The organism is Sediminicola luteus, from assembly GCF_002514735.1.
Classification (GTDB): Bacteria; Bacteroidota; Bacteroidia; order Flavobacteriales; family Flavobacteriaceae; genus HQA918.
This window is the reverse complement of record NZ_NBWU01000005.1, coordinates 339,305-366,141: the sequence shown is the minus strand read 5'-3', so window position 1 is coordinate 366,141 and position 26,837 is coordinate 339,305. Positions and strand designations below refer to the sequence as shown.

At 44.0% G+C, this 26,837-nt stretch carries 26 protein-coding genes; 12 read left to right on the top strand and 14 right to left on the bottom strand.

What is annotated here, in order from left to right; translation table 11 throughout:
- The first annotated feature begins 22 nt into the window (after positions 1–22).
- Together B7P33_RS16845 and B7P33_RS19420 are read left to right on the top strand one after the other, a co-directional pair.
- Positions 23–793, top strand: a complete 771-nt coding sequence (locus tag B7P33_RS16845) for a M48 family metalloprotease (protein WP_097443387.1) — start codon at positions 23–25, stop codon at positions 791–793.
- A 123-nt stretch (positions 794–916) separates the two neighbouring features.
- Positions 917–1,084 (top strand): DUF6747 family protein, encoded by a 168-nt coding sequence (locus tag B7P33_RS19420; protein WP_172435982.1) that lies wholly within the window; start codon positions 917–919, stop codon positions 1,082–1,084.
- Between the two features lie 270 nt (positions 1,085–1,354).
- On the opposite strand, the gene B7P33_RS16840 is transcribed toward B7P33_RS19420, so the two are convergent.
- Positions 1,355–1,747, bottom strand: coding sequence for an ankyrin repeat domain-containing protein (locus B7P33_RS16840; protein ID WP_097443386.1), 393 nt, complete (start codon positions 1,745–1,747; stop codon positions 1,355–1,357).
- 214 nt (positions 1,748–1,961) lie between these two features.
- On the opposite strand from B7P33_RS16840, the gene gpmI reads away from it, so the two are divergent.
- From gpmI to B7P33_RS16815, 5 genes are all read left to right on the top strand, one after another.
- Positions 1,962–3,461 carry a 2,3-bisphosphoglycerate-independent phosphoglycerate mutase gene (gene gpmI, locus B7P33_RS16835; protein WP_097443385.1) on the top strand — a complete coding sequence of 500 codons (1,500 nt, stop codon included), beginning with the start codon at positions 1,962–1,964 and terminating at the stop codon, positions 3,459–3,461.
- Positions 3,462–3,526: 65 nt separating this feature from the next.
- Positions 3,527–5,677 (top strand): glycoside hydrolase family 97 protein, encoded by a 2,151-nt coding sequence (locus B7P33_RS16830; protein ID WP_216359400.1) that lies wholly within the window; start codon positions 3,527–3,529, stop codon positions 5,675–5,677.
- A gap of 53 nt (positions 5,678–5,730) precedes the next feature.
- Positions 5,731–6,537 carry a type I methionyl aminopeptidase gene (gene map / locus B7P33_RS16825; RefSeq protein WP_097443383.1) on the top strand — a complete coding sequence of 269 codons (807 nt, stop codon included), beginning with the start codon at positions 5,731–5,733 and terminating at the stop codon, positions 6,535–6,537.
- A gap of 109 nt (positions 6,538–6,646) precedes the next feature.
- On the top strand, positions 6,647–7,057 hold the full coding sequence (locus tag B7P33_RS16820) for a GxxExxY protein (RefSeq protein WP_245871819.1): 411 nt from the start codon (positions 6,647–6,649) through the stop codon (positions 7,055–7,057).
- 30 nt (positions 7,058–7,087) lie between these two features.
- Complete coding sequence (locus tag B7P33_RS16815) at positions 7,088–7,852, top strand: class I SAM-dependent methyltransferase (protein WP_097443560.1); 765 nt, start codon at positions 7,088–7,090, stop codon at positions 7,850–7,852.
- 34 nt (positions 7,853–7,886) lie between these two features.
- Here B7P33_RS16815 and B7P33_RS16810 read toward each other — a convergent pair whose 3' ends face one another.
- From B7P33_RS16810 to B7P33_RS16775, 8 genes are all read right to left on the bottom strand, one after another.
- Positions 7,887–8,894, bottom strand: a complete 1,008-nt coding sequence (locus B7P33_RS16810; protein ID WP_097443382.1) for an FAD:protein FMN transferase — start codon at positions 8,892–8,894, stop codon at positions 7,887–7,889.
- A complete protein-coding gene (locus B7P33_RS16805) occupies positions 8,872–9,228 on the bottom strand; it encodes a Na(+)-translocating NADH-quinone reductase subunit F (protein ID WP_097443381.1) in 357 nt (118 codons plus the stop codon). Before B7P33_RS16805 ends, B7P33_RS16810 begins: the two co-directional genes overlap by 23 nt.
- 66 nt (positions 9,229–9,294) lie before the next feature.
- A complete protein-coding gene (nqrF, locus tag B7P33_RS16800) occupies positions 9,295–10,602 on the bottom strand; it encodes an NADH:ubiquinone reductase (Na(+)-transporting) subunit F (RefSeq protein ID WP_097443380.1) in 1,308 nt (435 codons plus the stop codon).
- 2 nt (positions 10,603–10,604) lie between these two features.
- On the bottom strand, positions 10,605–11,342 hold the full coding sequence (gene nqrE / locus B7P33_RS16795) for an NADH:ubiquinone reductase (Na(+)-transporting) subunit E (protein ID WP_097443379.1): 738 nt from the start codon (positions 11,340–11,342) through the stop codon (positions 10,605–10,607).
- Between the two features lie 25 nt (positions 11,343–11,367).
- Positions 11,368–12,012 (bottom strand): NADH:ubiquinone reductase (Na(+)-transporting) subunit D, encoded by a 645-nt coding sequence (locus B7P33_RS16790; RefSeq protein ID WP_097443378.1) that lies wholly within the window; start codon positions 12,010–12,012, stop codon positions 11,368–11,370.
- A gap of 5 nt (positions 12,013–12,017) precedes the next feature.
- Positions 12,018–12,773, bottom strand: a complete 756-nt coding sequence (locus tag B7P33_RS16785; RefSeq protein WP_097443377.1) for a Na(+)-translocating NADH-quinone reductase subunit C — start codon at positions 12,771–12,773, stop codon at positions 12,018–12,020.
- Positions 12,774–12,776: 3 nt separating this feature from the next.
- Positions 12,777–14,027, bottom strand: coding sequence for an NADH:ubiquinone reductase (Na(+)-transporting) subunit B (locus B7P33_RS16780; RefSeq protein ID WP_097443376.1), 1,251 nt, complete (start codon positions 14,025–14,027; stop codon positions 12,777–12,779).
- A gap of 2 nt (positions 14,028–14,029) precedes the next feature.
- A complete protein-coding gene (locus tag B7P33_RS16775; RefSeq protein ID WP_097443375.1) occupies positions 14,030–15,382 on the bottom strand; it encodes a Na(+)-translocating NADH-quinone reductase subunit A in 1,353 nt (450 codons plus the stop codon).
- Between the two features lie 183 nt (positions 15,383–15,565).
- Here B7P33_RS16775 and B7P33_RS16770 point away from each other — a divergent pair, with 183 nt between their 5' ends.
- Genes B7P33_RS16770 through apaG form a run of 3 tightly spaced genes read left to right on the top strand, consistent with a single transcriptional unit; the run spans position 15,566 to position 18,331 of the window.
- Positions 15,566–16,810 (top strand): type IX secretion system plug protein, encoded by a 1,245-nt coding sequence (locus tag B7P33_RS16770; RefSeq protein ID WP_097443374.1) that lies wholly within the window; start codon positions 15,566–15,568, stop codon positions 16,808–16,810.
- On the top strand, positions 16,810–17,937 hold the full coding sequence (locus B7P33_RS16765; RefSeq protein WP_097443373.1) for a DUF3667 domain-containing protein: 1,128 nt from the start codon (positions 16,810–16,812) through the stop codon (positions 17,935–17,937). The genes B7P33_RS16770 and B7P33_RS16765 overlap by 1 nt, the downstream gene beginning before the upstream one ends.
- Before the next feature lie 7 nt (positions 17,938–17,944).
- Positions 17,945–18,331 (top strand): Co2+/Mg2+ efflux protein ApaG, encoded by a 387-nt coding sequence (gene apaG, locus B7P33_RS16760; protein ID WP_097443559.1) that lies wholly within the window; start codon positions 17,945–17,947, stop codon positions 18,329–18,331.
- 91 nt (positions 18,332–18,422) lie between these two features.
- Here apaG and B7P33_RS16755 read toward each other — a convergent pair whose 3' ends face one another.
- Positions 18,423–19,073 (bottom strand): lysoplasmalogenase, encoded by a 651-nt coding sequence (locus tag B7P33_RS16755; protein WP_172435981.1) that lies wholly within the window; start codon positions 19,071–19,073, stop codon positions 18,423–18,425.
- A gap of 195 nt (positions 19,074–19,268) precedes the next feature.
- Between B7P33_RS16755 and pruA the strand changes: the two genes are divergently transcribed.
- Positions 19,269–20,897 (top strand): L-glutamate gamma-semialdehyde dehydrogenase, encoded by a 1,629-nt coding sequence (gene pruA, locus B7P33_RS16750; RefSeq protein WP_097443371.1) that lies wholly within the window; start codon positions 19,269–19,271, stop codon positions 20,895–20,897.
- A gap of 358 nt (positions 20,898–21,255) precedes the next feature.
- Here pruA and rsmG read toward each other — a convergent pair whose 3' ends face one another.
- On the bottom strand, positions 21,256–21,891 hold the full coding sequence (gene rsmG, locus B7P33_RS16745) for a 16S rRNA (guanine(527)-N(7))-methyltransferase RsmG (protein WP_097443558.1): 636 nt from the start codon (positions 21,889–21,891) through the stop codon (positions 21,256–21,258).
- Positions 21,892–22,208: 317 nt separating this feature from the next.
- Here rsmG and B7P33_RS16740 point away from each other — a divergent pair, with 317 nt between their 5' ends.
- Positions 22,209–23,393 carry a pyridoxal phosphate-dependent aminotransferase gene (locus tag B7P33_RS16740; protein ID WP_097443370.1) on the top strand — a complete coding sequence of 395 codons (1,185 nt, stop codon included), beginning with the start codon at positions 22,209–22,211 and terminating at the stop codon, positions 23,391–23,393.
- Positions 23,394–23,477: 84 nt separating this feature from the next.
- On the opposite strand, the gene B7P33_RS16735 is transcribed toward B7P33_RS16740, so the two are convergent.
- Genes B7P33_RS16735 through trkA form a run of 3 tightly spaced genes read right to left on the bottom strand, consistent with a single transcriptional unit; the run spans position 23,478 to position 26,780 of the window.
- Entirely contained in the window at positions 23,478–23,924 is a 447-nt protein-coding gene (locus B7P33_RS16735) for a hypothetical protein (protein WP_141402504.1), read from the bottom strand.
- A 16-nt stretch (positions 23,925–23,940) separates the two neighbouring features.
- Positions 23,941–25,431 (bottom strand): TrkH family potassium uptake protein, encoded by a 1,491-nt coding sequence (locus tag B7P33_RS16730; RefSeq protein WP_097443368.1) that lies wholly within the window; start codon positions 25,429–25,431, stop codon positions 23,941–23,943.
- Entirely contained in the window at positions 25,431–26,780 is a 1,350-nt protein-coding gene (gene trkA / locus B7P33_RS16725; RefSeq protein ID WP_097443557.1) for a Trk system potassium transporter TrkA, read from the bottom strand. Before trkA ends, B7P33_RS16730 begins: the two co-directional genes overlap by 1 nt.
- Positions 26,781–26,837: the final 57 nt, after the last annotated feature.

Genomic DNA, 26,837 nt, shown 5'->3' with positions numbered 1-26,837 from the left:
CAACCTAAACACAAAGATCATTATGAGACGCGGAAGTTGGAAAATCCGGATAATCATTGGTTTGGCCATCGTTGGCTTTGCCATGGTGAAACGTTGTAATAACAAACAGACCAATCCGTATACCGGAAGGGTTCAGAATATAGATATTACCACCGATCAAGAAATCGCCATTGGTTTACAATCGGCTCCTGAAATGGCCCAACAGCATGGTGGGCTTTATCCTGATAAGCGTCTACAGGCTTTCGTAGACGCCGTGGGTAACCGATTGGTACAAAATAGTGTTGCCCGTGAAACCCCTTATCGTTTCGAATTCCATTTATTGGCCGATGACCGTACCATAAATGCCTTTGCACTACCTGGCGGGCAAATATTTATAACCCATGCCTTATTCTCACAATTGAACGAGGCTCAGTTAGCTGGGGTTTTAGGCCATGAAATAGGTCACGTGATCGGTAAACATTCTGCAGAACGCATTGCGGAAAGCAACTATTGGCAAACCATATCCATGGGAGCCTCGGTTGGGGCCGATGCCGGTAACCTTGTTTCCGGTATTGGTCAGAACGTATTATTAAAAAATGGACGTGGCGATGAGTTGGAAAGTGATGATCTCGGCGTACTTTTTATGATTCAATCGGGCTACGATCCCCAAGAGATGATCCAAGTGATGAAGATCCTTAAAGCTGCAGCCGGGCCAAACCGGGTACCCGAATTCCAAAGTACCCATCCTGATCCCGAAAACAGAATTGAAAAGATACAAGAATCCATTCGAAAGTATAAAGGCGACCGTTCATAGAATAAAACGATCATTAATTTGGTTTTCAGCCCACTTTTTCTATTTTTGGTAATCCACAAATCTTCTATTAGGTCCCAAATTTAACCCCTTGTAGCTGTGATTTAATCATTTAAAGAACACTATATGGGAACACTATTACAATTTAAAAAGATCTATTTCGAAGCCTTTCGGGATTGTCACCCAGACTATTTGGTGAAGTTTTTGAAAGTGTACACTTTTTTCTGTGTGGCCATGTTCGTTTTAGGATTGTACGCCTTGGTGTATAGAGCCTTTACCGGATTCCACTTCTAGAAAAAAGAAACGTTCTAAAAAGGAAAACCACGGCAATGCCGTGGTTTTTTTGATTGGATTGATGATAAACTCCTAATTCTTTTCAGATGGTTCGTTAGTTATACATAACCAACTCCAACAAGTTTTGGGATTTTTTTTACTGGAGTTTGCGATGCAAATACAATATAACAGACTCCTTAAAGTCGAAAATGTTTCACTTTAATGCCCGAATAACAAAAAATTAACATTTTAAGCTACTCGGGCTTTTAGAATTCTGTCGTTTACGGGGTTTTAGCTTTGGGCTTCCAAAACAGCAAGGGCATCACTGGCTTTAGAAAGTTTCGCATATTTTTTTGCGGTAAAACCTTCTTTACTTTTGGTATTGAGCTTAGCACCTTTTTCAATAAGTAATTTTAGTATCTCCGCTTTGTTATACTTGGCGGCGAACATGGCAGGGGTCATTCCTCCAACCGATTTCTGATTGATATCTTCCCCAAGGTCTATCATACGGTTGACCATTTCCAAGTCACCCTTCATAATGGCCTTACAAAAAGAACTTACATCAAGTGTTACCAAGTTGATATTCGCCCCTGTATTTGGGGTATTAACAACAGAAGCGGAAAGGGTGTTCGTGAAAGTTAGGGCACCAAGAGACAGGGCACCCATGATAAACATTTTTTTCATGATTGCGATTTTTGATTAATGATGATTAAATGTACGATTTAGACTTAACCCACACGTATTTGTTACAACATTTATCAATTCTTTTACATTCCTTAACATTTCTTAACTACAACGTTTTCATTTTTTGATAATGCTAAATCCTTGTAAAAAAAGGGGCTAACCGTAGTTTGAAACCGGAATTCATCCTATTTTTGAAGGATAATTCCATGCTACCATGAACAAAAAAACGATCTTGATGATTTTAGACGGTTGGGGTAAATCTCCCGACCCCAAAGTATCTGCCATTGCGCAGGCCAATACCCCTTTTATAGATAGTCTCTACAACCAATACCCCAGTGCCGAACTATTGACCGACGGTATGAATGTTGGTCTTCCGGAAGGCCAAATGGGCAATAGTGAAGTAGGCCATATGAATTTAGGGGCAGGTCGAATCGTATATCAAGATTTAGCCAAGATCAATAAAGCCTTAGAGGAAAACAGCCTTAAAGACGAAACCGTTTTACAACAGGCTTTTGACTATGCCAAGCAAAACAACAAGCCTGTTCATTTTCTAGGCCTTTTAAGTGATGGTGGGGTACACTCCCATATCGACCATCTGAAAGGCTTGATCGGCGCCGGGCAAGAAGCCGGAGTGGCCCAAATGTTCATCCATGCCTTTACCGATGGGCGCGATGTAGACCCAAAAAGCGGGGTGGGTTATCTGACCGACCTATTGGATTATAGCAAAAACACCAATGCCGAATTGGCCAGCATCATCGGTCGGTATTACGCCATGGATCGCGACAAACGTTGGGAACGTGTAAAAGAGGCCTATGACCTATTGGTTTCCGGAGTGGGCAAAAAAACAACCGATGCCATTGCAAGTCTCACCGAACAATATGAAGCCGGCACCACCGATGAGTTTATCAAACCAATCAGTTTGGGCAAAGGGAACATTCAAGAAGGCGATGTCATCATCTTTTTCAACTTCCGTACCGACCGGGGCCGGGAACTTACTCAGGTACTTTCCCAAGAAGATTTTCCGGATTTCGACATGAAAAAGTTGGATCTGTATTATGTTACCCTAACGAATTACGATGAGTCTTTTAATGGCGTTAAGGTCGTTTACAATAAAGAGAACCTAACCGATACCCTGGGTGAGGTCTTGGCCAAAGCAGGAAAAAAGCAGATTCGGATCGCGGAAACGGAAAAGTATCCGCACGTAACTTTTTTCTTTAACGGTGGTCGCGAAGTACCCTTTGAAGGCGAGGCCCGTATATTATGTCCGTCACCAAAGGTGGCTACCTACGACTTACAACCAGAGATGAGCGCTTTTGAGATTCGTGATGCCATTATTCCCGAATTAGAAAAAGAAGAAGCCGCTTTCGTATGTCTGAATTTCGCCAACCCCGATATGGTTGGGCATACCGGCGATATGAATGCCGCCATTAAGGCATGTGAGACGGTAGACCAATGTGCTGAGGCTGTTATTACCAAGGGCTTGGAGCACGGATATTCTACCTTGGTTATAGCAGACCATGGCAATTGCGATACTATGGTAAACCCAGATGGTAGCCCCAATACGGCCCATACGACCAATCCGGTACCTTTGATTTTGGTAGATTCGGATTTGAAAGAGATAAAAGACGGGGTTTTGGGCGACATGGCACCAACGATCCTTAAAATGATCGGGGTAGAGCAACCCGCAGCCATGACCCAAAAATCCTTAGTATAATATCACAGGGGACTAAGAGAGGTACTATGTAAGTTATCTTAGCCCCCCATAAGGACTAATATATGATGCGTACCCTAGCTATTGTTTTCTTTTTGGGGACGATGCTGTCAGCCTATGGGCAGCACACCCTTAATTCGCCCAATGGTAAGTTTAAAATGGTATTTACCATAGAAAAAGGGCGACCAACCTATGCATTGGAACTTAACGACAGCCCTGTTATCGCCAAAAGTTTTTTAGGATTGGACCTATTGGATACGGAATCACTATTGGCCCAATTTCAAATCGTCGATACCCAACGTACTACTTTAGACGAGACATGGGAACCTGTTTTGGGCGAATACAAAGAGATCCGTAACCATTACAACGAGCTGTTGGTCGCTATGGAGCAGCAAGGCAGTAACCGATTGATGCACATCAGGTTCCGTCTGTTTAATGATGGCTTGGGATTTCGATACGAATTTCCCGAGCAGCCCAACCTCACTTATTTTATCGTGGAGGATGAGCGCACCCAATTTGCCATGACCGGAGACCATACCGCATTTTGGATTCCTGGCGACTACGATACTCAAGAATACGATTATACCCACTCGAAGCTATCGGAGATCAGGGGAAAAATGAAAAAGGCCATTACCCCAAATGCCTCCCAGACCTCATTTTCACCCACAGGCGTTCAGACGGCCTTATTGATGAAAACTGACAAGGGAACGTACATCAACATACACGAAGCCGCTTTGGTAGATTATAGCTGCATGCATTTGGAGCTCGACGACGATAATTTGGTTTTCGAATCACACTTAACCCCTGATGCTTTAGGTAATATGGCCTATATGCAAACACCCACCCAAACCCCGTGGCGTACGGTTATCGCTAGTAACAAGGCATCGGACATCCTGCTGTCTACGCTCACCCTAAACCTAAATGAGCCTTGCGCCTACGAAGACACTTCTTGGATCAAACCCGTAAAATACATGGGCGTTTGGTGGGAGATGATCACCGGCAAGGGCAGTTGGGCCTATACCGATGCCCTAAACAGTGTTAAATTAGGTAAAACCAACTATGTGCACACCCTACCCAACCGAACGCATTCGGCCAATACCGATAATGTAAAAGATTATTTAGACTTTGCTAGCCAACATGGCTTTGATGCACTCTTGGTAGAGGGCTGGAACGAAGGTTGGGAAGATTGGTTCGGAAAATCGAAGGATTACGTTTTCGATTTTATGAGCCCCTACCCCGATTTTGACATAGAGGAACTGGAATTGTACGCCCAAGACAAAGGCATAGCACTGATGATGCACCACGAAACCTCGGGGTCGGTACGTAATTACGAAAGGCATCTAGACCAAGCCTATGCTTTTATGCAACAACACGGCTATAATTCGGTCAAAAGTGGCTATGTGGGCGATATTATCCCCAGGGGCGAATATCATTACGGTCAATGGATGGTAGACCATTACCTATACGCCCTAAAAAAAGCTGGCGCATATAAAATTATGGTCAATGCCCATGAAGCCGTACGACCCACCGGACTCTCCCGAACCTATCCGAATCTTATTGGTAACGAATCGGCCCGAGGTACGGAATATGAAGCTTTTGGAGGCAACAAAGTAGACCATACCACCATTTTACCTTTTACCCGTTTAATAGGCGGCCCCATGGATTATACCCCCGGTATATTTGAAATGGACGTCAGCAAATTGAACCCCAAAAACAAATCTTGGGTAAATTCAACCTTGGCACGTCAGCTAGCCTTGTATGTAACCATGTACAGCCCCTTGCAAATGGCCGCTGATCTGCCTGAACATTACCAACAACATCTCGATGCTTTTCAATTCATTAAGGAGGTGGCCCTTGACTGGGACGTAACCATGGTACTTGCTGCCGAGCCCGGCGACTTTATTACCTACGCCCGAAAAGAAAAAGGAAAGGATAATTGGTTTATAGGTAATACCAACGATGAAAACCCAAGAACCTCTAAACTGGCTTTTGATTTTCTAGACCCAGAAAAAACATATCTATTGACCCTTTACCGCGACAGTAAGGATGCGCATTATAAAAATAACCCCAAAGGCTATGCCGTAGAGAAGTTCAAAGTAGGCAGCCGTTCTAAACTACAGGTGTACAGTGCACCCGGCGGTGGTTTTGCCATTAGTATTCTCGATGTTACCGAACAACCTGAAAAACTCAAAGGCTTACGAAGACTTAAGGCCTATTAAGGGTTCTTACAGATACCAAAATCCGTATACACACAAAACATTACCTTTGCCGCATGATCAAACTTAAGACAGCTGAAGAGATAGCTTTAATGCGCGAGAGCGCTTTGGTAGTTTCTAAAACCTTGGGCATGCTAGCCTCGGAGATAAAGCCAGGAGTAAGCGGGTTACAACTCGACAAACTGGCCGAGGATTTTATTCGAGAACAAGGGGCCGAACCCGGTTTTTTGGGTATGTACGATTTCCCTAACACCTTAAACTGGAGTCCGAATGCACAAGTAGTTCATGGAATACCCACCGACGAACCTTTGAAAGAAGGAGACATTATTTCGGTGGATTGCGGTGCCCTTAAAAATGGCTATTATGGAGATCATGCCTATACTTTTCCCGTAGGGGAGATTGCCCCTGAAACCGCCAAATTACTTCAGGTGACCAAAGAATCGTTATATGTAGGTATACGCCAATTTAAAGCCGGAAATCGCGTGGGCGATGTAGGTTTTGCCATCCAAAACTATTGCGAAGCCCAAGGCTATGGCGTGGTTCGCGAATTGGTGGGCCATGGTTTGGGCAAGAAACTACACGAAAGTCCGGAAATGCCTAATTATGGCAGACGTGGCCGTGGAAAGAAATTTCAAGAAGGACTGGTAGTCGCCATAGAACCCATGATCAATATGGGCACCAAACGCATAAAGCAACTTCGTGATGGCTGGACTATTTTAACCCACGATGGTCAACCCAGCGCCCATTTCGAACATAATGTGGCCATAGTTAACGGTAAACCAGAACTACTCTCTACCTTTCAATACATTTACGATGCGCTGGGTATTGAAACCGATGAAGAGGTTGAGTTTAGGGCTTCTTAAGACAGGTATACCCGAAACAAGTTTTCTTATACTTAAAGAACAACAGTTCTTATTGCGGTTAATCGGTTTAGATTGCTTGCAATGTAGGTCAATACTATATTCATGTAGTATGTGGACACGAATTTCACTAATTGCACGGATTATGGGGAATCATTTAATCTACAAAAACGAAGCCTATTACATTATCGGTCTTTGCATGAATGTCTACAATGAACTAGGTAAAAGTTTTAATGAAATTATTTACGCCGAAGCATTGGAAATAGAGTTAAAGGAAAATGGTGTTCCCAACTTAAGAGAGAAAAAATATCCCGTTTACTACAAAGGAATAAAACTAAACAAACACTACTACGCTGACTTTGTTCTAGACAATAAGATTATATTGGAGCTTAAAGCTATTGAAAGACTAACTTCTAGTCACACCAAACAAGTTTTGAACTATCTTGCCGTCTCCAAACTAAAACTGGGGCTTTTGGTCAATTTTGGGGAGGATAGTTTAAATTACAAACGAATAGTACTTTAGTACGGACATTCGTGAAAATTCGTGAAATTCGTGTCAAAACTCTTCAAACTTATCCTAAACACTATTCCTAGGCCCTGGCTTATTAAGCTTAGTTATTTGGCTAGGCCGGTTTTGGCTTTTTGGTTAAGGGGTAACCGCCATACCGACCCCATAGACGGACGATCGTACCGCAAGTTTTTACCCTATGGCTACGAGAACCCTAGGGAAAGCGTATTGGCCCCCGGCACCCTATCCTTGGAAAGGCATAGGCTGTTATGGTTGTTTTTAACCGGACATACCGATTTTTTCGAAGCCCCCCTTAAGGTGTTGCATTTTGCCCCCGAACAAGCTTTTTATAAACGTTTTCGCAATCAGAAAAACCTGGACTACGTTACTACCGACCTAGAATCACCCTTGGCCGATGTAAAAGCCGACATCTGCAACCTACCGTTTCCAGATGCTAGTTTCGATGTTATCTTATGTAACCATGTGCTAGAGCACATACCGGACGACGACAAGGCCATAAGCGAACTGTACCGCATTCTAAAACCAGGCGGTTGGGGCATTTTTCAAATACCGCAAGATTTGAATCGGGCCGAAACCTTTACCGATGATAGCATTACAGACCCCAAGGAAAGGGCCCGTATTTTTGGCCAGTACGACCATGTACGCATTTACGGTCGTGATTATTTTGATAAACTCCGCAGTTTTGGGTTTCAGGTAGATGAAATAAACCTTACCCAAGAGATGCCCAAGGAACTAGTAGAAAAATACCGTTTGGCCCCTGGGGAAATTATTCCGTTGGTTCGAAAATAACATAGACCTGACAGGTTTCGAAAACCTGTCAAATCTAATTAACAATGCAACGCTGAAACCCTTCGGTAATGAACTGTTGGGTATTTCCGGCCTCGTCTACATAAATGATAAAAGCCTCGATATCCGAAAGCGATTGCACCAGGGCTTTGGAGTCAGCAAGATCTAGGGCCATAAAAGTAGTGGCATAAGCATCGGCGGTAGCACAATTGGGCGCGATAACACTTGTACCTAAAATATTCGAATTTTTCGTCCAGCCAGTTTTCGGATCAATGGTATGCACATATTTTTGACCACTAACCGAATCGACCCGGAATTTCCTATAATTCCCAGAAGAGGCCAATGCTTGGCCCTCTTTTAAATGCAACAAAATTTTAGGGTGGTTACGATCGAACCCCTGAGGATCGTCGATTCCTACCGTCCAGGGTTTTTGCTTTTCTATCTGTCGCCCCTTGACCACAATCTCGCCCCCGACCTCGACTAAAAAGTTTTCCACACCTTTTTCTTCCAACATTACCGCCAAGCGGTCTATGGCATAGCCCTTGGCCACCGCGTTAAAATCGAAATAGATATGGGCATCGGCCTTTGTAATTTGATTATCGGTACCTAGGGACACCTTATTAAACCCTACATAATCTAACAGGGAATCTACACGGGCACTATCTAATTGGATCTGCTTACCAGGGCCAAAACCCCAGGCATTGACCAAAGTACCCACAGTAGGGTCGAAATAGCCCCCACTTTTTTTGTGGATGTCACTACTGAGTTCAAAAACCTCTCGGAACATATGATCTACGGCTATATTCGTATTACCCGCATTGATCTTTGAGATATCGGAATCAGGGATATAGGTAGACATCGATTTATTCACCACCTCAAAGACCGAATCGATCTGTTGCTGATAATCTACTTCTGATTCGGTAAAATACACCAGGGAATAACTAGTTCCCAAGGCTGGCCCATAGTTTACGTTTTTTACCTCGGCCTTTTTTGGTTGGCAGGCGATTAAGACCATTATCCAACTATACTTCCACCAAACCTTCATAGCGAACTATATATTCTTCGTTTAACTGTACCGGGGCATTATAATCTACTGGGTTAATCAAACCTACCCCAGCATAATAAGCCCTGGCATTGTGCTTTTGGGCATGTTCTTTTATAGTGCCCATTAAATTGATATCGAAGCGCGTGGGGTCGTTCGGATACGATACAGCCCTAACTACAATAAAATGCAGTTTACCTTCTTTTAAACATACGAATTGCGGGTTCTTTTTCAAGGTACTATTTACGGCCATAAACTCATAACCATCTTCCTCCAATTCCTTTCCGACAGTGTTCATAGCCAAATTGTGCAGTTCTTGTTCGGTAAGTGCCCTCATGAATTTAACCTCTATTTACGTTAAGAACCAATGAAAAAGCCGATACTTTCATATCGGCTTTTAGTTTTATCCTCCAAAGTCATCGAAGCGGATGTTTTCATCGGGTATTCCGAAATCCTCTCCCATTTTTTGAACGGCTTTGTTCATCAAAGGTGGTCCACAGAAATACAGCTCGATGTCTTCCGGTGCATCGTGAAGACTTAGATAGTTATCGATCACACAATTGTGAATGAACCCTACGAATCCGTCACCAGGTGCATCAATAGTTTCTTTTACTTTCCAGTTATCTTCTTCCAAAGGCTCAGAAAGGGCCAAGAAGAACCTAAAGTTCGGGAATTCTTTCTCCAAAGCATAGAAATGATCTAGGTAGAACAATTCACGCTTGGAACGACCACCATACCAATAGGTAACTTTTCTACCGGTCTTTAAGGTCTTGAACAAGTGGTACAAATGCGAACGCATTGGCGCCATACCGGCTCCACCACCCACGTATAACATCTCGGCTTCAGATTCATTGATGAAGAATTCACCATAAGGTCCGGAGATGGTAACTTTGTCGCCTTTCTTCCTTGAGAAGATATAAGATGAGGCCACACCAGGATTTACATCCATCCAACCGTTTTTGGAACGGTCCCATGGTGGCGTTGCGATACGTACGTTAAGCATAATCTCACGTCCTTCGGCAGGGTAAGAAGCCATAGAATAGGCACGTTCTACCAGCTCGCCATTTTTCATTACCAAGGGCCATAGGTTGAATTTATCCCACTCGGCCTGGAATTTATCCGGGGTCTCGTGCTCTTCGGGGTGCGCCGTAATGTCTATATCGCTATATTTAATCTCACATTCCGGAATTTCGATCTGAATGTAACCACCGGCCTTATAATCCATATCTTCTGGAATTTCAACTACGAACTCCTTGATAAAGGAGGCTACGTTATAATTTCGAACTACGGTAGCTTCCCATTTCTTGATTCCGAATACCTCTTCAGGAATGGTAATTTCCATATCCTGCTTTACCTTAACCTGACAGGCCAAGCGGGCGCCGTGCCCTAACTCTTTTCGAGAAAAATGCGGTGTTTCGGTAGGTAGCGCCTCTCCGCCTCCACTTAAAACATGACACTCACATTGGATACAGGTTCCACCTCCACCACAGGCCGAAGGCAAAAATATCTTTTGGTTACCTAATGTTGAAAGTAGCGTTCCACCAGAACCTACTTCCACTTTTTTCTCACCATTAATGGTAATGGTTACCGGTCCCGAAGGGGAAAGTTTTTCTTTGGTAAACAACAACAAGGCCACCAACAAAAGTAGCAAGACCATAAAGGCCACTACGGTAATTAAAATGGTACCAGAAGTACTTGCGGCTAAAAACATACTTAATTGTTTTGTACGTTATTGAACGAAACCTCGTTCTTTTCCAATTCTTTTTTCACGTCTTCCTTCACTTCTTCGGTTTTGGCCGATTGCTGAAGCTCTTCCTTGGCGCCTTCGTCGCCCCCGGTAAGCATACCACCGAAACTATTGAAACCAATAGCCATTAATCCGGTAACGATAAAGGTGATACCCAATCCGCGTAAGGGCGCAGGTACGTTGGAATAACGTATCTTCTCGCGAATGGCTGCAATGGCCAAAATAGCCAAGAACCAACCGATACCAGAGCTTAACCCATAATTGAAAGCCAAGCCTATAGTGGCGATATCCCTAGACTGCATAAACAGAGAACCACCCAAGATGGCACAGTTTACAGCGATTAGGGGCAAGAAAATACCCAAGGAGTTATATAAGGAAGGTGAAAACTTTTCTACTACGATCTCTACCAATTGTACCATAGTAGCGATGGTGGCGATAAACAAAATGAACGAAAGGAAGCTCAAATCGTAATCGGCATATTCCGGGCCTAACCAAGCCAAGGCCCCATCTCGTAATAAATACTGATCCAATAACCAGTTCAAAGGTACGGTTACCGCCAATACGAATATTACGGCAGCCCCTAGACCAACGGCAGTGGACACCTTTTTAGATACGGCCAAATAAGAACACATACCCAAGAAGGTGGCGAATACCATATTACTAACGAAAACGGACTTAAAAAACAGTTCTAAATGCTCTAACATCTTTTCAAATTTTTATGGTATTCGATTAATCTTCTATCAAATCTTTATTACGCGAACGCTGTACCCAAATGATGATACCTACCACGATCAATGCCATGGGAGACAACACCATAAAACCATTGTTCTCGTAGCCCAAGGCATACAATCCGGTTTTGGCGACGGGATCACCCAAAACCTGGAAACCTAACAAAGTTCCGGAACCTAAAAGCTCCCTAAAGAAACCTACGATAATCAAGATAACGGCGTAACCCAATGAGTTTCCTATACCGTCCAAGAACGATTTCCAAGGCCCGTTACCCAAGGCAAACGCCTCGAAACGTCCCATAATGATACAGTTGGTAATAATCAGACCTACGAAAACCGCCAAGGTTTTACTGAGCTCATAGGCAAAGGCCTTAAGCACTTGATCCACGATAATTACCAAGGTAGCCACAACTACCAACTGAACGATAATACGGATCTTGGAAGGAATGATATTACGGATTAGCGAAATAACCACGTTACCTACCCCCAAAACAAAGAGTACCGAAATACCCATTACTATGGAAGCTTTTAATTCGGCAGTAATGGCCAGGGCCGAACAGATACCCAAAACCTGAATGGTAATCGGGTTGTTATCGGCTAACGGATCCAGGATCAATGCCTGATCTTTTTTAGTTAATAATCCCATATCGCTTAATTTTCCGTTCTAATTTGTTCTAGATAAGGTGCATAGCGACGAACAGTAGCCTTTACCATGGCCGCCAGACCATCTCCTGTAATAGTGGCACCGGCCAAGGCATCTACTTGGTTGTCCACTTTATCGTTATTGGTCGGGTCATTGTTGGTCTTGCTAACATCTACCCCATAGTAGGAATTATCTTTACGGATAGACTCCCCAATGAAATCATCCATAAAATAACGCTGTTTGATGTTGGCACCCAACCCAGGTGTTTCAGCCTTATGATCAAAGAACACACCCTGAATCACCATATCTTGGTTTACTGACATATAGCCCCAGATAGCATCCCAAAGACCATTACCCAACATAGGGATAATGTAGAAGGTCTCCCCGTCTTTTTCCCCAACGAATAGAGGCAATTTTGGCGGTCTACCTTCTTTAGCCGCGGTTTTCTGTTTTTTAAGATCTATCAAATAGGCCTCAGTGTCATCTTTGGTAATCTGTCCGCCTTGAATGACCCATTGTTCTTTGATATGCTTGGCAAAAGCCTCTTCCACCTTATCGGTCGGAATAAAGTTTACACTACCTGCATCGCTATTCTCATGTACCCCCATGGCGTACAAAATATTCTGTTGCTTCTCGAAGCGCTGGTTCTCTTTAATGGCAGGTTTAAGGGCGGAAGCCACAAAAGCCAAGAGCGAACCCACTACGATTACCATTACCGCAGCGAATATGACCGTATAGGAATTTTTTTCCGTATTGATTGCCATGTCTTATACCGTTTCTACGTTAACTTCTTTTTTCTCTGGCGCCTTGGCGATGTTCTTCAAACGCTTCATACGCTTTTTCACATTGCCCTGAACCACATAGTGGTCAATGGTCGGTGCGAACACGTTCATAAGCAGAATAGCCAAGAACACCCCTTCTGGGAAGGCCGGGTTGAACACACGAATCATGATAGAGATAAACCCAATCAAGAATCCGTAAATCCATTTCCCTTTGTTGGTTTGGGCAGCGGTTACCGGATCGGTAGCCATATAAACGATACCAAAGGCGATACCCCCAACTAATAGGTGTTGCCACCAAGAGAAACTCATGAGACCATAAAACTTACTGCTCTCGGTAATCCATCCGGCATCTACGACCCCGTTAAAAATCAAGCCCATGGCTATGGTACCTAACACACCACTTAACATAATGCGCCAGCTTCCAATCTTACTAAAAATCAAGAACAATCCGCCCAGCAAGATCAACATGGCCGAAGTTTCCCCAACAGAACCAGGGATATTACCGATAAAGTAATCCATCCAGCTGTAGATACTCCCTACATCTTTATTCTGGGCCAAGTACCCAAGAACGGTCTCTCCAGAAATCGCATCCGGTGTACCGGCACGTTCTACGGCACCGTGCACCCAAACTTTGTCACCGGTCATCCAGGTAGGATAAGCGAAGAACAAAAAGGCACGTATGGTAAGTGCAGGGTTCAAGATATTCATTCCGGTACCCCCGAAAACCTCTTTTCCGATAACCACACCGAATACCACGGCAACGGCCAACATCCAAAGTGGGATATCGATAGGTACGATCAAAGGCACCAACATACCGGTAACCAAGTACCCTTCTTCCACCTCATGACCTTTGATCACGGCAAAAAGGAACTCGACACCAAGACCGACACCATAGGAAACGATAAGTAAAGGAAGTACTTTAATGGCCCCTGTCCAGAAGTTGTCCCAAGTCAGGAACAGATCCCAAGAAAAGGCCTGGGCCGTACCCTGCGCTTCGGCGATCGCATGAAAATGCTGATAGCCCGCATTGAAAATACCGAACAACAATACAGGCACCAAGGCCATGATTACGGTATTCATGGTACGTTTTAGATCATCTGCCGCACGAACATGAGACCCCGAGTGGGTAGTTTCGTTCGGCGTATATAAAAAGGTATGGAAGGCATTGAAGGCCGGGGCCATCTTTTTGCCTTTATACTTTTCTTTTAGATTATGTAACGATTGCTTCATTCCCATGACTATCCTATTTCTTTATACAACAGGTCCAAACCATCGCGGATAATCTGCTGATGGGGCTGTTTCGATACACAAATAAACTCGGTAAGGGCAAAATCTTCAGGAGCTACCTCATAAAGGCCCAACTGCTCCATTTCGTCTAGATCTTTGATCATACAGGATTTTAGCAACTGCATGGGATAGATATCCAGCGGAAACACTTCTTCGTAACCTCCGGTCACCACAAAAGCCCTATGCTCTCCGTTGGTATTGGTATCCAATTTGTATTTTTTCTTCGGGTTCAGCCAAGAGAAGGTAAAAGCCCTAGAAGTAGATACTTTATCGAAGATAGGACGGTTCCAACCAAAAAGATCATAATCATCGCCTTCCGGAATAACCGTTACGGTATTGTTGTAGTAGCCCAAGTAGCCATCTGGCGTACTTTTGGCACCAGTCAACACATCGCCATTGATCACACGAATATTCTCACCATAAACACCAGCGGCATATAAAAAGGTAGAAACCTCGGCCCCGATTTTGGTGGTGTAGTATTTCGGTGCTTTTACCGAAGAACCTGCCAAGGCAATGGTACGCTCGGCATTGAACTTACCGGTTAATAACAACTCACCGATCATTACCAAGTCTTGCGGGGTAACGGTCCAAACGACCTCACCTTTGTTCACGGGATCCACCCTATTGATCAAGGTACCTACCAGTCCACTCGGGTGTGGCCCGGAAACCGTATGCTTTTCAACACCGGACAGACCTGCCAAGGGCGACTGGGCTCCTTTACCCACGGAAACATGTACTTTTCCGAAAGTAAGTTTAGCCAAGGCATTCACGGCGGTTTGCAATTCATTTTCTTTCCCTTGCAGTACATAATCGAGATCAGCCGCCAAAGGGGCAGATGCATAACCGGAAACAAAAATGCCTTTAGGGGCCACTTCCGGATTGGCAATTATATCGTACGGGCGTTGTCTGATGAAAGGCCAGCACCCGCTTTGCAACAAGTGCGCCTTTATGGCATCGGCATCGGCCTTGGCAAGATCAAGGGCAGTGTGCGACACATACTCTTGCTCTTTATCGGCCAAAATTTTCAACGTTAATATCCTTCTACGGGCTCCACGAACGATTTCTACCAACTCACCGCTTACCGGCGACACGAAAACCATATCAGCGTTCTCCTTGTTATAGAACAAGGGCTCGCCTGCCTTTACAGATTCTCCTTGTTTCAGGAGCATCTTTGGGGCAATACCATGGAAATCGTCAAGATTTAAGGCGTATACGTTACTAGGAACCGCTTTTGAAGTAGTTTTCTCGGCTTCGCCGAAAAGGTTGATATCCAACCCTTTTTTGATACGAATGTCTTTAGACATAAAGCGCGAACCTTTAGGTTAACAAAATTTCGTGCAAATTTAAAATTTCTAGTGCAGATAACCTTGTGATAGCGCTTGGTAAATATTATTTATACCTGTTCTAAATAATAAATTACCACTCGTCGATGCCAGTAGGTCGGTGGGAGCGGTTTTTCCTATATTTACCCCAAACAAAGGGACACTATGCCAAATAAAATAGCTTACATTTTACTTCTGACCTGCGGTTGGCTTTGGTCGCAGGACAAACTGGTAGAAGTAGAGCCCCCTGCCCATATAAAGACCATTATCTTTAAAGGGCCTACCGAAGATCAATTCCCCCTGGTTAAGATTGGCGAAACCATTACTTTGGAGTTCGACGACCTCAACGCCACCGAAGAAGACTACTATTACCAAATAAAACATGCCGATTACGACTGGAAGCCTTCACGTATACTAAAATCACAATATTTAAGCGGGACCGACAACCAGCGTATATTGGATTACGAGAACAGCTATAGCACCCTGCAATCCTACTCCAACTATAAATTAAGACTGCCGAACGAAAACACCCGCATCCGGCTCACCGGCAACTATCTTTTGGAAATTTATGACAGCCGCGACGATTTGGTCTTTGCTCGACGATTTGTGGTATACACAGACCGAGTAACCGTTGGTGCTCAAGTCAAACGCTCTAGGGACTTCGATTATCTGTACACCAAACAATCGGTTCAATTCAATATTAATACGGCCAACGCCAATTTAGTAAACCCCAAACAGGAAGTTAAAGTAGCCCTGATTCAGAATTACGATTGGGCCACCATTATAGACGACGTTAAACCCCAATTTACGCTTGGGCAACAACTGACCTACAAATACGATAAGGAAACCTCTTTTTTCGGAGGAAACGAATACTTCTATTTCGACACCAAAGACCTTAGGGCCCCCAGCTCTGCCATACACAAAATAAGCCTAGAAGACCTGTACCACCACTACCTATTCACCAATCGTATCAGAAACCAAGACGAATACACCTATAATCCCGACATCAATGGCGATTTTATTGTTCGCACCCTACAAGGTACCGACGTTTCGCGTGAAGCCGAATATACCGTGGTACACTTCAGCTTACCTTACGAAGAATTCATGGGCATGGACAAGGTTTATGTACACGGCAAGTTCAACAACTACGCCATAAACGAAGAGAACCAATTGAGTTTTAACCCCGATACCGGAAATATGGAAGGCCAGATTACCATGAAACAGGGTTTCTACAATTACAAATACGCTATAGAACGAGAAAACGGCACTATAGAAACCAACACCATAGGCGGGGATTTCCATTTTACCGAAAACCAGTATCTTATCTTGGTGTACTACCGCGATTTCGGCCAGCGTTACGACAGCGTAATCGGCATTGGCACGGCTAACTCAAAAGACATTAGCAACTAATGGCCAACAAATTACGCTTACCCAGTAAATTTAAAAGGCAAAAACGATATTTAAGCAAATACCGTGGTGTTAGTTGTCTTAATTGCGGGCAACCCCTAAAGATAAGCCATCGGTATTGCCCCAATTGTTCTCAAGCCAACACGACCAAGCCCTTAAGCCTTCAAGATTTTATCGATGAGTTTTTCTCCAGTCTGGTGTCTTACGACTCCAAATTGCTACGTACGCTAAAAGCCCTCCTTTTAAAACCAGGCAAGATCAGTCTCGATTTTATTGCAGGTAAACGCATCACCTACACCAACCCTTTTCGGTTCTTACTCAGTTTATCCATTATATATTTTCTTTTATTAAACACTCAAGGCGACTTTGATTCGTACGACAAGTTCGGATACGACCACAGCGACCCCAACGCCAATGCCTTCAATTCCTTGGATATATTTGGCCCGGACACTGGGGTAAACGCATCAGTTGAGTTAGATTCTTTGGAAGGCATAGACCGATTAAAGAACACCATATCGAAATCTGAAAAACGCATGCTGAATAATAGCGTCCATTTTTTAGACTCTGTGCAGAACCTTAGTTTTTTCGATCGGATGGCACAAAAGCAATTTTTCTTCAATACCGTGCTACGCAAGGATAAGGTGGACAACTTTTACGAAATCGCGGAACGCTATGAGGTTCCCGAAACCCGTGAGAACAAATTTTCATTAATGACGAGCAAAGGAATTTTAAAGACGAGCCAACGCCCCGGAAGCTTCTTTAGCGACTTCGTTTCGAAGTTGCCATTCCTGGTTTTTTTCTTTCTACCGGTGTTTTCACTCTTCCTAAAAGTGGCGTACATCAGGAAAAAACATTCCTATACCGATCATCTTATCTTTAGTTTCCACAACCAGTCCCTTTTATTTATATTGCTCATCCTTAGTGCTGTTTTAGACTATTTTTTCGCTTGGTCGAGCATAGGATTCTTCCTGATGGTATTCGGAATTTATCTCTTTCTCTCCATGAAGAAATTTTACAAACAGGGCTTCTTTAAAACGTTTGTTAAATACAGTGCGCTGAATACCATATTTTTTACTTTAGCGCTCTTGTCCGTGACTATGCTATTGCTTGGGGCGGCGTTTACATACTAGAATGATTATGGTAACACAAGTAACCAAAGGGATTAAAATTTCGGTATCAACCTCGTTTGAAGGCACCTTCTTCAAGAATTACAAAATGCACTATGCCTTTGGCTATACCATAACTATTGAAAACCAGACCGAAAGCCCGGTACAATTAACTTCCCGACACTGGAACATCTTCGACTCGTTGAACGAAAGGGAAGTTTTGGACGGTGAAGGTGTTATCGGCAAAAAACCGGTTATCAAACCAGGCGACTCCCACACCTACAGCTCGGGCTGTTTATTGGCCTCGCCCATCGGCGCTATGAACGGGCATTATAATATGGTCGATTTTAAAAACTCCGAAAAATTCAGGGTTTATGTACCTACCTTTAAGTTTTGTGCCCCTTTCTCTGTGAATTAAGAGTGTACTTTAAAATTCTTAAATTCTCCCCAGGCAACCGTAGTTGGAAAAAACGGTCATACGCCAATTCTATCACCTTCTAAAACAACCCCTAAGCTTTCGCCTTTACCACACCCCTTACCAAAAAGTATTGTGCCAATCCGTAAGTGGCCATAACCGCCGTACCCGCGCCTTCAAAAGGTTTATAAAAAGCATTGAGCGCCAATAAGGAGTCCGAAATCACGAAGAGCAAAGCCCCTACCAAGCATAGGGTAAACGCCAATTTCGGATAGGCCACTTTAGTCGTAAAGCTACTTATAGCCATAGCCGAAATCACCAACATATAAGCTATCACATAAGGCAGCAACTCACCTAACTGGGGTAACACCAAATACAAAATGACCCCAACCAACAAGGCCAAACAAGCCGAAAGAAGCAATATACCTTGCGACCGCAACCCATTATTATGGAACAACAATAGCGTATAAAAAACATGCCCGACCAAGAATGCCGCCAGTCCGGCTACAAAATAGCCATCGAACATTAAGAACAGATCACCGGCCAAACAGAACAACAGGGCCAACAGCAACAAAAGCTTGCCTTCTCCCCCAAAGGTACGCGTGCTTACAAATACCAATAATGATATTACGATGGCCGGCTTACTGATCATACGTAATTCAGCCAAGGCAGGCACATTGATCACTACAAGTTCAAATGCTAGGATACACGCAAAGATCCATGAAAAATTATCCAGTTTTCCCATAATAGATTTTGGTTTGGTCGGTGTATGAAAATATAAATCTTTCATCAAACAAAGGCCATTTTACCCAAAAAATGCGGAATTCAAAATTATCCCAGCCCCAAACTTATGTTTAATTAAGCAGAAACCCATCCTTACTACTTTTCAAAGCCTTACCTATTTAGTACCTTTGCGCCATTAAAAACAAAAAGAAACACCATGGGTAAAGGATTTTTTCATGTTCCTCCGGCCATAAATGAGCCTGTTAAGGGATACGCTCCCGGAAGCCCCGAAAGGGAAGCCGTTTTGGCCCAATACAAAACCTATTTTAACGGCAACGTAGATGTGCCTATGTACATTGGCAACGAAGAGGTTCGTACGGGAGACACCCGTAATATGACCCCACCTCACGACCATAAACACGTTGTGGGCACCTACCATGTTGCCGAAAAGAAACATGTTGAGGCCGCTATAGCCAATGCGTTGGAATCGCGTACCGCATGGGCCAACTTGGCATGGGAACAACGTGCTGCCATATTTTTAAAGGCCGCCGAATTGGTTGCCGGTCCGTACCGCGCCAAGATCAATGCCGCAACTATGATCGCCCAATCTAAGAACATTCACCAGGCCGAGATTGATGCCGCTTGTGAGTTCATCGACTTTTTAAGGTTCAACGTAGCCTTTATGAGCGATATTTATGATGATCAACCCGAATCGGGAGACGGCATTTGGAACCGAGTAGAATACCGTCCGTTGGAAGGTTTCATATACGCCGTAACCCCTTTTAACTTTACCGCTATCGCAGGTAACCTACCGGCCAGTGCCGCCATGATGGGTAATGTTGTGCTATGGAAACCCAGTGATAGTCAAATATTCTCTGCCAAGGTCTTGATGGATATTTTTAAGGAAGCCGGATTACCCGATGGCGTAATCAACGTGGTTTATGGCGACCCAGTAATGGTAACCGAAACCGTTTTGGAAAGTCCTGATTTCTCTGGATTGCACTTTACCGGTTCTACCCATGTATTCAAAAGCCTTTGGCAACAGATCGGTACCAATATACACCGCTATAAAACTTACCCCCGTATCGTAGGTGAAACCGGTGGTAAAGACTTTATCGTTGCCCACCCATCTTCGAATCCGAAGCAAGTGGCTACCGCCATTACACGTGGTGCCTTTGAGTTCCAAGGTCAAAAATGTAGCGCGGCCTCTAGGGTATACCTACCCAAATCGATAGCTGGGCAAACCTTGGATTTCGTAAAAGCCGATATCGCTTCTTTCAACAAGCCCGGTTCGCCCGAGGATATGTCGAACTTTATCACCGCCGTAATTCATGAAGGCTCTTTCGACAAATTGGCCAAATATATCGATCAGGCCAAGGAAGACGACAACGTGGAAATCATTGCCGGTGGTAGCTACGATAAATCGGTTGGTTATTTTATTGAACCTACTGTTTTATTGACAACCGATCCTAAGTATACTACCATGGAAACCGAATTGTTCGGCCCAGTGGTTACCGTATACGTTTATGAAGATGCCGATTGGGAAGATACTTTGAAGCTTATTGACAGTACTTCTGAATATGCCCTGACCGGAGCCGTATTCTCCCAAGATCGCTATGCTTTGGCGCAAGCTACCCAAGCCCTGCAAAATGCAGCGGGTAACTTCTATTTGAACGATAAACCCACAGGTGCCGTAGTAGGCCAGCAACCTTTTGGTGGCGCTAGAGCTTCTGGTACCAACGACAAGGCGGGTTCTGCCCAAAACTTGTTACGTTGGGTATCTCCCCGTTTGATCAAAGAGACCTTTGTAAGCCCGGTAGACTACCGCTACCCATTCTTAGGTTAAGATTTACAAGTAATAGTTATAGAAAAGGAGATGCAAAAGTGTCTCCTTTTTTTGTGTCTTAATTTTAAAAGCCTCATCGCAACACCCGGAACAGAAAACATCTTATCACAAACTATCTCTAACCGCATTTCGCTAAGCACGATTCAATAACAGGGAACACGTAGGAAAAACCATCGATTTCAACGAATAATTTGCATGTGAAGCAATTTCAATGTAAATTTAACGTTAAGTAATTGTAAATTGAATATGATGGTGCTGTCAGAAAACACAAAACTAGACCTTCGTATCCGCTGGGAACGTTTGCAAAAATCAATGAAATGCTATGCCCGCAAGTATCGCAGGGCCTATATGGGTATGTTTACCCTTTAAACTTCATAGGTAAGTAGACCACTTTTTTGGTCTCAAAGAAATCTTCCTTAAAAATAGGCTCCAATTCGAATACCTGAATACTGGCATACCCCTGTAATTCTTCGGTAAGATCACCTCCTTTTAAATACAAAATACCGTTTTTACGACTGTCGGCCGACTTCTTTTTGATTTTCCCCTTTACCCAATGCGTAAAGGTAGGCATGGCCGCTACCGCCCTACTAACAATAAAATCGAACTGACCGGGCAACTCCTCTACCCTACCATGCACAGTTTTCACATTGGTCAACCCAAGACCTTCGACCACTTCGTTGACCACTTTTATTTTTTTACCGATCGCATCGATTAAAGTAAACTGCACCTTTGGGAAAAGAATGGCCAAAGGCACCCCCGGGAATCCTCCGCCTGTACCCACATCCAATACCTCCAATCCATCGGCAAAAGCGTGAATTTTGGCAATACCTAAGGAATGCAGCACATGCCGTAGATAAAGTTCATCGATATCTTTTCGCGATACCACATTTATCTTTTGGTTCCAACCTTGATACAAGGCTTCCAGCTGCTTAAACTGTTCTTGCTGTGTTTCGCTCAGGTTGGGGAAATAATCAAAAATCAATTGGGCATCCATGGCTGTAATTTTGGGCAAAAATATCCAAATACTTACAATACTGCTTCGTATAACCCAAGATTCGTTTTCTCCACCCAAGAAACCAATTACGGATTCCCGAAAAAGTCGCATTCATTTTTTAAGAACACCACAATTTATCCTGATTTTAAAACAAAACCGTAAAAGCTGTAAGCAGCCCTATTTTTGCAAGCAAAAAGCCATACCTTAGTCCACCGAATCGATGCGTATAAAACCATCGTTTCCGACTAAAAAAACTAGGTTTCTGTCGTTATCAAAACGGCTAAGACCTACGAAATTACGAGTAAAACCACACACGAATGAAAGCATTTCTATCGGATCGTATCAATGGCATGGCCACATCAGCCACCTTGGCCATGGCAGCTAAAGCAAGGGAACTCCGCAATGCCGGAAAAGACATTATCGGACTAAGTTTGGGTGAGCCAGACTTCAACATTCCCGAATTTATCAAGGAAGAAGCCAAGACGGCTATTGATCAAAATTACCGTGCCTATACCCCGGTAGATGGCTATGCCGAACTAAAGGAAGCCATTGCCCGTAAATTTAAACGCGATAATGGCTTGGCATACGGTTTAGATCAAATCGTTGTTTCTACCGGAGCCAAACAATCGTTGGCCAACGTAGCCATGTGTATGATCAATGAAGGCGATGAAGTGGTGTTACCAGCCCCATATTGGGTAAGTTATTCCGACATCGTAAAGCTGGCAGGAGGCGTTCCGGTGGAAGTACCCACCTCAATTGACACCGATTTTAAAATGACACCTGAGCAATTGGAGGCCGCCATTACGCCTAAGACCAAAATGCTTTGGTTCAGTTCACCTTGTAACCCCAGCGGTTCTGTATACAGCCAGGCCGAGTTGGAAGGGTTGGCAGAGGTTTTGAAAAAACACGAACAGATCTTCGTGGTATCTGATGAAATCTATGAGCACATCAACTTTGTGGGAGGCCATGTAAGTATTGCCAATGTAGATGGCATGTACGACCGCACCATTACCGTTAATGGGGTATCGAAGGCCTTTGCCATGACCGGATGGCGTATCGGGTTCATCGGCGCTCCAGCCTGGATCGCCAAGGCCTGTACCAAATTCCAAGGTCAAGTAACCAGCGGGGCCAATGCCATAGCCCAAAGAGCTACCATTGCTGCTTTGGACGCCCCGGTTTCGAAAATACAGTATATGATCGACGAGTTCCAAAAACGTCGCGATTTGATTTTGAGCCTTTTGAAGGAAATTGACGGCTTTTACTTAAACGTTCCGGAAGGCGCCTTTTATGTGTTTCCGGACATCTCGAGTTTCTTTGGAAAAACCTTGAAAGGGACCACAATTAACAACGCTTCCGATTTTGCCCTTTACCTTTTAGAAAACGCCAATGTTGCCACGGTAACCGGTGAAGCTTTTGGCAACCCCAACTGCATCCGTATTTCGTACGCAGCCTCCGAGGAGCAACTACGCGAAGCCATTAGTAGGATAAAAGCCGTGGTATAGCGACTTAAAAACAAGATTACTTCGAATAATAACATTAACCGTTTAGATTGATTTCTAAGCGGTTTTTTATTTGGCCAATCTGTACTAAAACCGTACCTCGACCAAAGTCAATAACACTCCTAAAAAGGTGAGTACACTTACCCAAGTGGTAAAACGCCCCATTTTTTTAGATTTTGTCCAGCCCGAGAGGCCGACTACTACGAACAAGGCGACGATACCGATAAAAAAAGTAACACTCCCTAGAAGTTTAGGCAGTGTAATATCGGTCATTCCCACACCCTCGGGACGACCTTCAGTGGTCATCATCAAAATTTTGGTCATGCTGAATACCGTAAGCAAAAAACAGGCCGAGGCCAAGGCTGCCCCTTTCATTAAGGCATTAAAAACTTTGCCACCATTTTCATATACCAATAAATTGGCGGTTACGGCCAAGGAAAATCCACCTAAAAGAGCACTGACCGTAATCAGGTTGCCAGCAAAATTATTCCAATAGGTTATCGTGGTTTCCAGCATTACAAAGCTACTGTTCAAGCAATTTAAGTAACTATTAAATCTTCTTCCAGAATATCGGGGTCATCAAAATGAGCACGGTAAACAACTCTAAACGGCCCAACAACATTAAAAAGGCACACCACCATTTCCCTAGATCGGGCAAACTATTAAAGTTGGCCAGTGGATTCAATTGCCCCAAGGCCGGTCCCACATTGCCTAAAGAGGAGGCTGCCCCACCGATTGCCGTCTCAAAATCGAGCCCTAAAAAGCCCAATACCAGCGAACCGATAATAAACAATAGCATATAGAGCACAAAGAATGCGATGATATTATACACGATCTTCTCTTTCACCATTTTATCGTTATAGCGTACGGGAACGATCGCATTATTGTGCAGGGTACGCTTAAATTCGAGAAGGCCGTTTTTAATAATCAATAGATGGCGCATTACCTTAATACCCCCGGCGGTAGACCCCGCGGAGCCACCGAGAAAAAACAATCCGAAAAAGAAAACCGTCATAAAGGGTGTCCAGCCCGTAAAATCGGCCGTAACGAAACCTGTAGTCGTAATCACGGCCACCACCTGGAATAAGGCATGTCTAAAAGCGCTTTCCAATGGCCCTAAAACCATGGGATGATAATCCGATACCGGCACATTGGCCTTAAAATAGACCGTAAGGGTAACTAAAATGGTAAAAGCCAGCACAAAAAAGCCATAGACCTTAAATTCTTCATCCTTTAAAATACGCTGTACTTTACCCTTGAAAGCGAAATAGCTTAAAACAAAGTTCATCCCGGCCAAAAACATGAACAGGATAATAATATATTGAATCAAAGGCGAATCGTTCCAAAAGGCCACACTGGCATTTTTTGTAGAAAAACCACCCGTAGAAAGTGTAGCCAAGGCATGGTTAAGCGCATCGAAAAAATCCATGCCAGCCAATTTAAGTAACAAGGTTTCGGCTGCCGTATAGCCCACATAGATATACCACAACCTTTTGGCCGTATCGGTAATTCGCGGATGCAGCTTATCGGCACTAGGGCCAGGTGCTTCGGCAGCGAACAGCTGCATACCCCCAATACCCAAAAGCGGAAGTATCGCAATAGCCAGAACGATAATCCCCATACCCCCGATCCAATGCGTAAGGCTACGCCACACCAAAACCCCTTTGGGCAAAGCTTCAATATCGTCCAAAATAGACGCCCCCGTAGTGGTATAACCCGACATGGTCTCGAAAAAAGCATTCGTAAAATTCGGAATGGCCCCGGTAAGCATATAGGGCAATACCCCCGAAAAAGACATGACCAACCAACCAAAGGTTACGATCATATACCCTTCTTTCTTCTTTACCTCTTTTTCGTGTTTTCGGGTCACGAACATGGCCACCACACCCACCAACATGGTAATAATGGCAGAAAGTGAAATCTCTACGGTTACCCCATCTTGATAAATACCACTAATCAAGGCGGCCAGCAACATAAAACCCCCATTACAGACGAGCAATAAGCCCATGAGATGGAAGATAATCTTCGAGTTCAACCCCATTACAAAAAGAGTTTTTCGATTTTGGAAATAGCCTTAGGCAGGCAACAAACCACCACCCGATCACCGGCAACGATTCTAAAATCGCCCAGGGCGATCATACTTTCGCCATCGCGTACCACGCCACCAATAGTAGCACTACGCGGAAAGTCGAGTTCACGAATGATCTTACCATTAACGGCCGAGCTCGGTTTTACCACAAACTCCAAAATCTCGGCATTCAGGTTGTTCAAACGGGTAAAGGCCACCACCTCTCCTTTGCGCACATAGCGGAAAATATTATTGGCCGCCAACAGTTTTTTATTGATCAGGGTATCGATACCAATGCTATGAGACAGATGGAAATAATCCATGTTCTCTACCAAGGCAATGGTCTTTTTTACGTTTTTAGATTTGGCCACCAAACAAGACATAATATTGGTCTCGGAGTTACCGGTTACCGAAATAAAGGCATCCATAGACTCCAAGCTTTCCTCTTCGAGCAGCTCTACATTTCGACCATCGCAATTAATGACTAAGGCATGTGGCAGATCATCGGCAAGATCCATAGCCTTATCCCTGTCTTTTTCGATCAGTTTTACATTGAAACGATCCCCACAAAGGTCGCGGGCCGTCTTAAAGCCCACCTTACTACCCCCAAGGATCATTACATTTTTAAGGATTCTTTTCTCCTTACCACTGAGTTTGTACAATTCATCTACCCCTTCTTTCAGCGTAATAAAATACACTTGATCCCCTTCACGGAAAACGGTATCACCACGCGGGATAATCGTATACTGGGTACCCAAACGCTGGAGCGCGATGGGCATAAAATGCAATTCAGGAAAAATCTTGGCCGCATCTTTCACCATTTTACCTACGAAAGGGGCTGTTTTTGGCAGGGCTACCCCTACCATGATCAGTTTTCCATCTTCAAATTCGTAGGTATCGTTAAAGGCCGACTGATTCAAAAGTAATTTAATCTCGTTGGCCGCCAGCTCTTCTGGCGATATCAATTCATCTATACCCAATTCCGAAAAACGAATGGTTTCTTTGTTATCTATAAACTCGGTATTGGAGATACGGGCCATGGTTCGTTTACACCCCAATTGCTTGGCCAACATACAAAGGGTAATATTGGTGGTCTCGGAAGAGGTAACCCCGATTACCAGATCGGTATGAGCCACCTCGGCATCTTCCAAAACGGAAATAGAGGTAGCATCGCCCCGTAGCGCACGAATATCCAAATGGCTATCGGCATAAGCCAAACTCTCTTTATCGGTATCTAAAAGGGTAATGTCTTGGGATTCGTATGAAAGTAACTTGGCCAGATGGAATCCCACCTCTCCGGCGCCTGCGATTAAAATCTTCATGCTATCGGAATCTATGTCTTTGGGTAAGAAGCTTGGTCTAATCCACAAAAGACGGCA

What these genes read in the sequence shown, in the direction of transcription:
- B7P33_RS16790 (WP_097443378.1), bottom strand. Translation starts at nt 12,012, where the DNA reads ATGGGATTATTAACTAAAAAAGATCAGGCATTGATCCTGGATCCGTTA.
- B7P33_RS16755 (WP_172435981.1), bottom strand. Translation starts at nt 19,073, where the DNA reads ATGGGAAAACTGGATAATTTTTCATGGATCTTTGCGTGTATCCTAGCA.
- B7P33_RS16770 (WP_097443374.1), top strand. Translation starts at nt 15,566, where the DNA reads ATGCCAAATAAAATAGCTTACATTTTACTTCTGACCTGCGGTTGGCTT.
- B7P33_RS16780 (WP_097443376.1), bottom strand. Translation starts at nt 14,027, where the DNA reads ATGGGAATGAAGCAATCGTTACATAATCTAAAAGAAAAGTATAAAGGC.
- nqrF (WP_097443380.1), bottom strand. Translation starts at nt 10,602, where the DNA reads ATGTTTTTAGCCGCAAGTACTTCTGGTACCATTTTAATTACCGTAGTG.
- B7P33_RS16820 (WP_245871819.1), top strand. Translation starts at nt 6,647, where the DNA reads ATGTGGACACGAATTTCACTAATTGCACGGATTATGGGGAATCATTTA.
- B7P33_RS16775 (WP_097443375.1), bottom strand. Translation starts at nt 15,382, where the DNA reads ATGTCTAAAGACATTCGTATCAAAAAAGGGTTGGATATCAACCTTTTC.
- B7P33_RS16840 (WP_097443386.1), bottom strand. Translation starts at nt 1,747, where the DNA reads ATGAAAAAAATGTTTATCATGGGTGCCCTGTCTCTTGGTGCCCTAACT.
- B7P33_RS16810 (WP_097443382.1), bottom strand. Translation starts at nt 8,894, where the DNA reads ATGAAGGTTTGGTGGAAGTATAGTTGGATAATGGTCTTAATCGCCTGC.
- B7P33_RS16730 (WP_097443368.1), bottom strand. Translation starts at nt 25,431, where the DNA reads ATGGGGTTGAACTCGAAGATTATCTTCCATCTCATGGGCTTATTGCTC.
- nqrE (WP_097443379.1), bottom strand. Translation starts at nt 11,342, where the DNA reads ATGTTAGAGCATTTAGAACTGTTTTTTAAGTCCGTTTTCGTTAGTAAT.
- B7P33_RS16740 (WP_097443370.1), top strand. Translation starts at nt 22,209, where the DNA reads ATGAAAGCATTTCTATCGGATCGTATCAATGGCATGGCCACATCAGCC.
- B7P33_RS16765 (WP_097443373.1), top strand. Translation starts at nt 16,810, where the DNA reads ATGGCCAACAAATTACGCTTACCCAGTAAATTTAAAAGGCAAAAACGA.
- gpmI (WP_097443385.1), top strand. Translation starts at nt 1,962, where the DNA reads ATGAACAAAAAAACGATCTTGATGATTTTAGACGGTTGGGGTAAATCT.
- B7P33_RS16805 (WP_097443381.1), bottom strand. Translation starts at nt 9,228, where the DNA reads ATGAGGGCACTTACCGAACAAGAACTGCACAATTTGGCTATGAACACT.
- B7P33_RS19420 (WP_172435982.1), top strand. Translation starts at nt 917, where the DNA reads ATGGGAACACTATTACAATTTAAAAAGATCTATTTCGAAGCCTTTCGG.
- rsmG (WP_097443558.1), bottom strand. Translation starts at nt 21,891, where the DNA reads ATGGATGCCCAATTGATTTTTGATTATTTCCCCAACCTGAGCGAAACA.
- B7P33_RS16845 (WP_097443387.1), top strand. Translation starts at nt 23, where the DNA reads ATGAGACGCGGAAGTTGGAAAATCCGGATAATCATTGGTTTGGCCATC.
- trkA (WP_097443557.1), bottom strand. Translation starts at nt 26,780, where the DNA reads ATGAAGATTTTAATCGCAGGCGCCGGAGAGGTGGGATTCCATCTGGCC.
- pruA (WP_097443371.1), top strand. Translation starts at nt 19,269, where the DNA reads ATGGGTAAAGGATTTTTTCATGTTCCTCCGGCCATAAATGAGCCTGTT.
- B7P33_RS16785 (WP_097443377.1), bottom strand. Translation starts at nt 12,773, where the DNA reads ATGGCAATCAATACGGAAAAAAATTCCTATACGGTCATATTCGCTGCG.
- B7P33_RS16830 (WP_216359400.1), top strand. Translation starts at nt 3,527, where the DNA reads ATGCGTACCCTAGCTATTGTTTTCTTTTTGGGGACGATGCTGTCAGCC.
- map (WP_097443383.1), top strand. Translation starts at nt 5,731, where the DNA reads ATGATCAAACTTAAGACAGCTGAAGAGATAGCTTTAATGCGCGAGAGC.
- apaG (WP_097443559.1), top strand. Translation starts at nt 17,945, where the DNA reads ATGGTAACACAAGTAACCAAAGGGATTAAAATTTCGGTATCAACCTCG.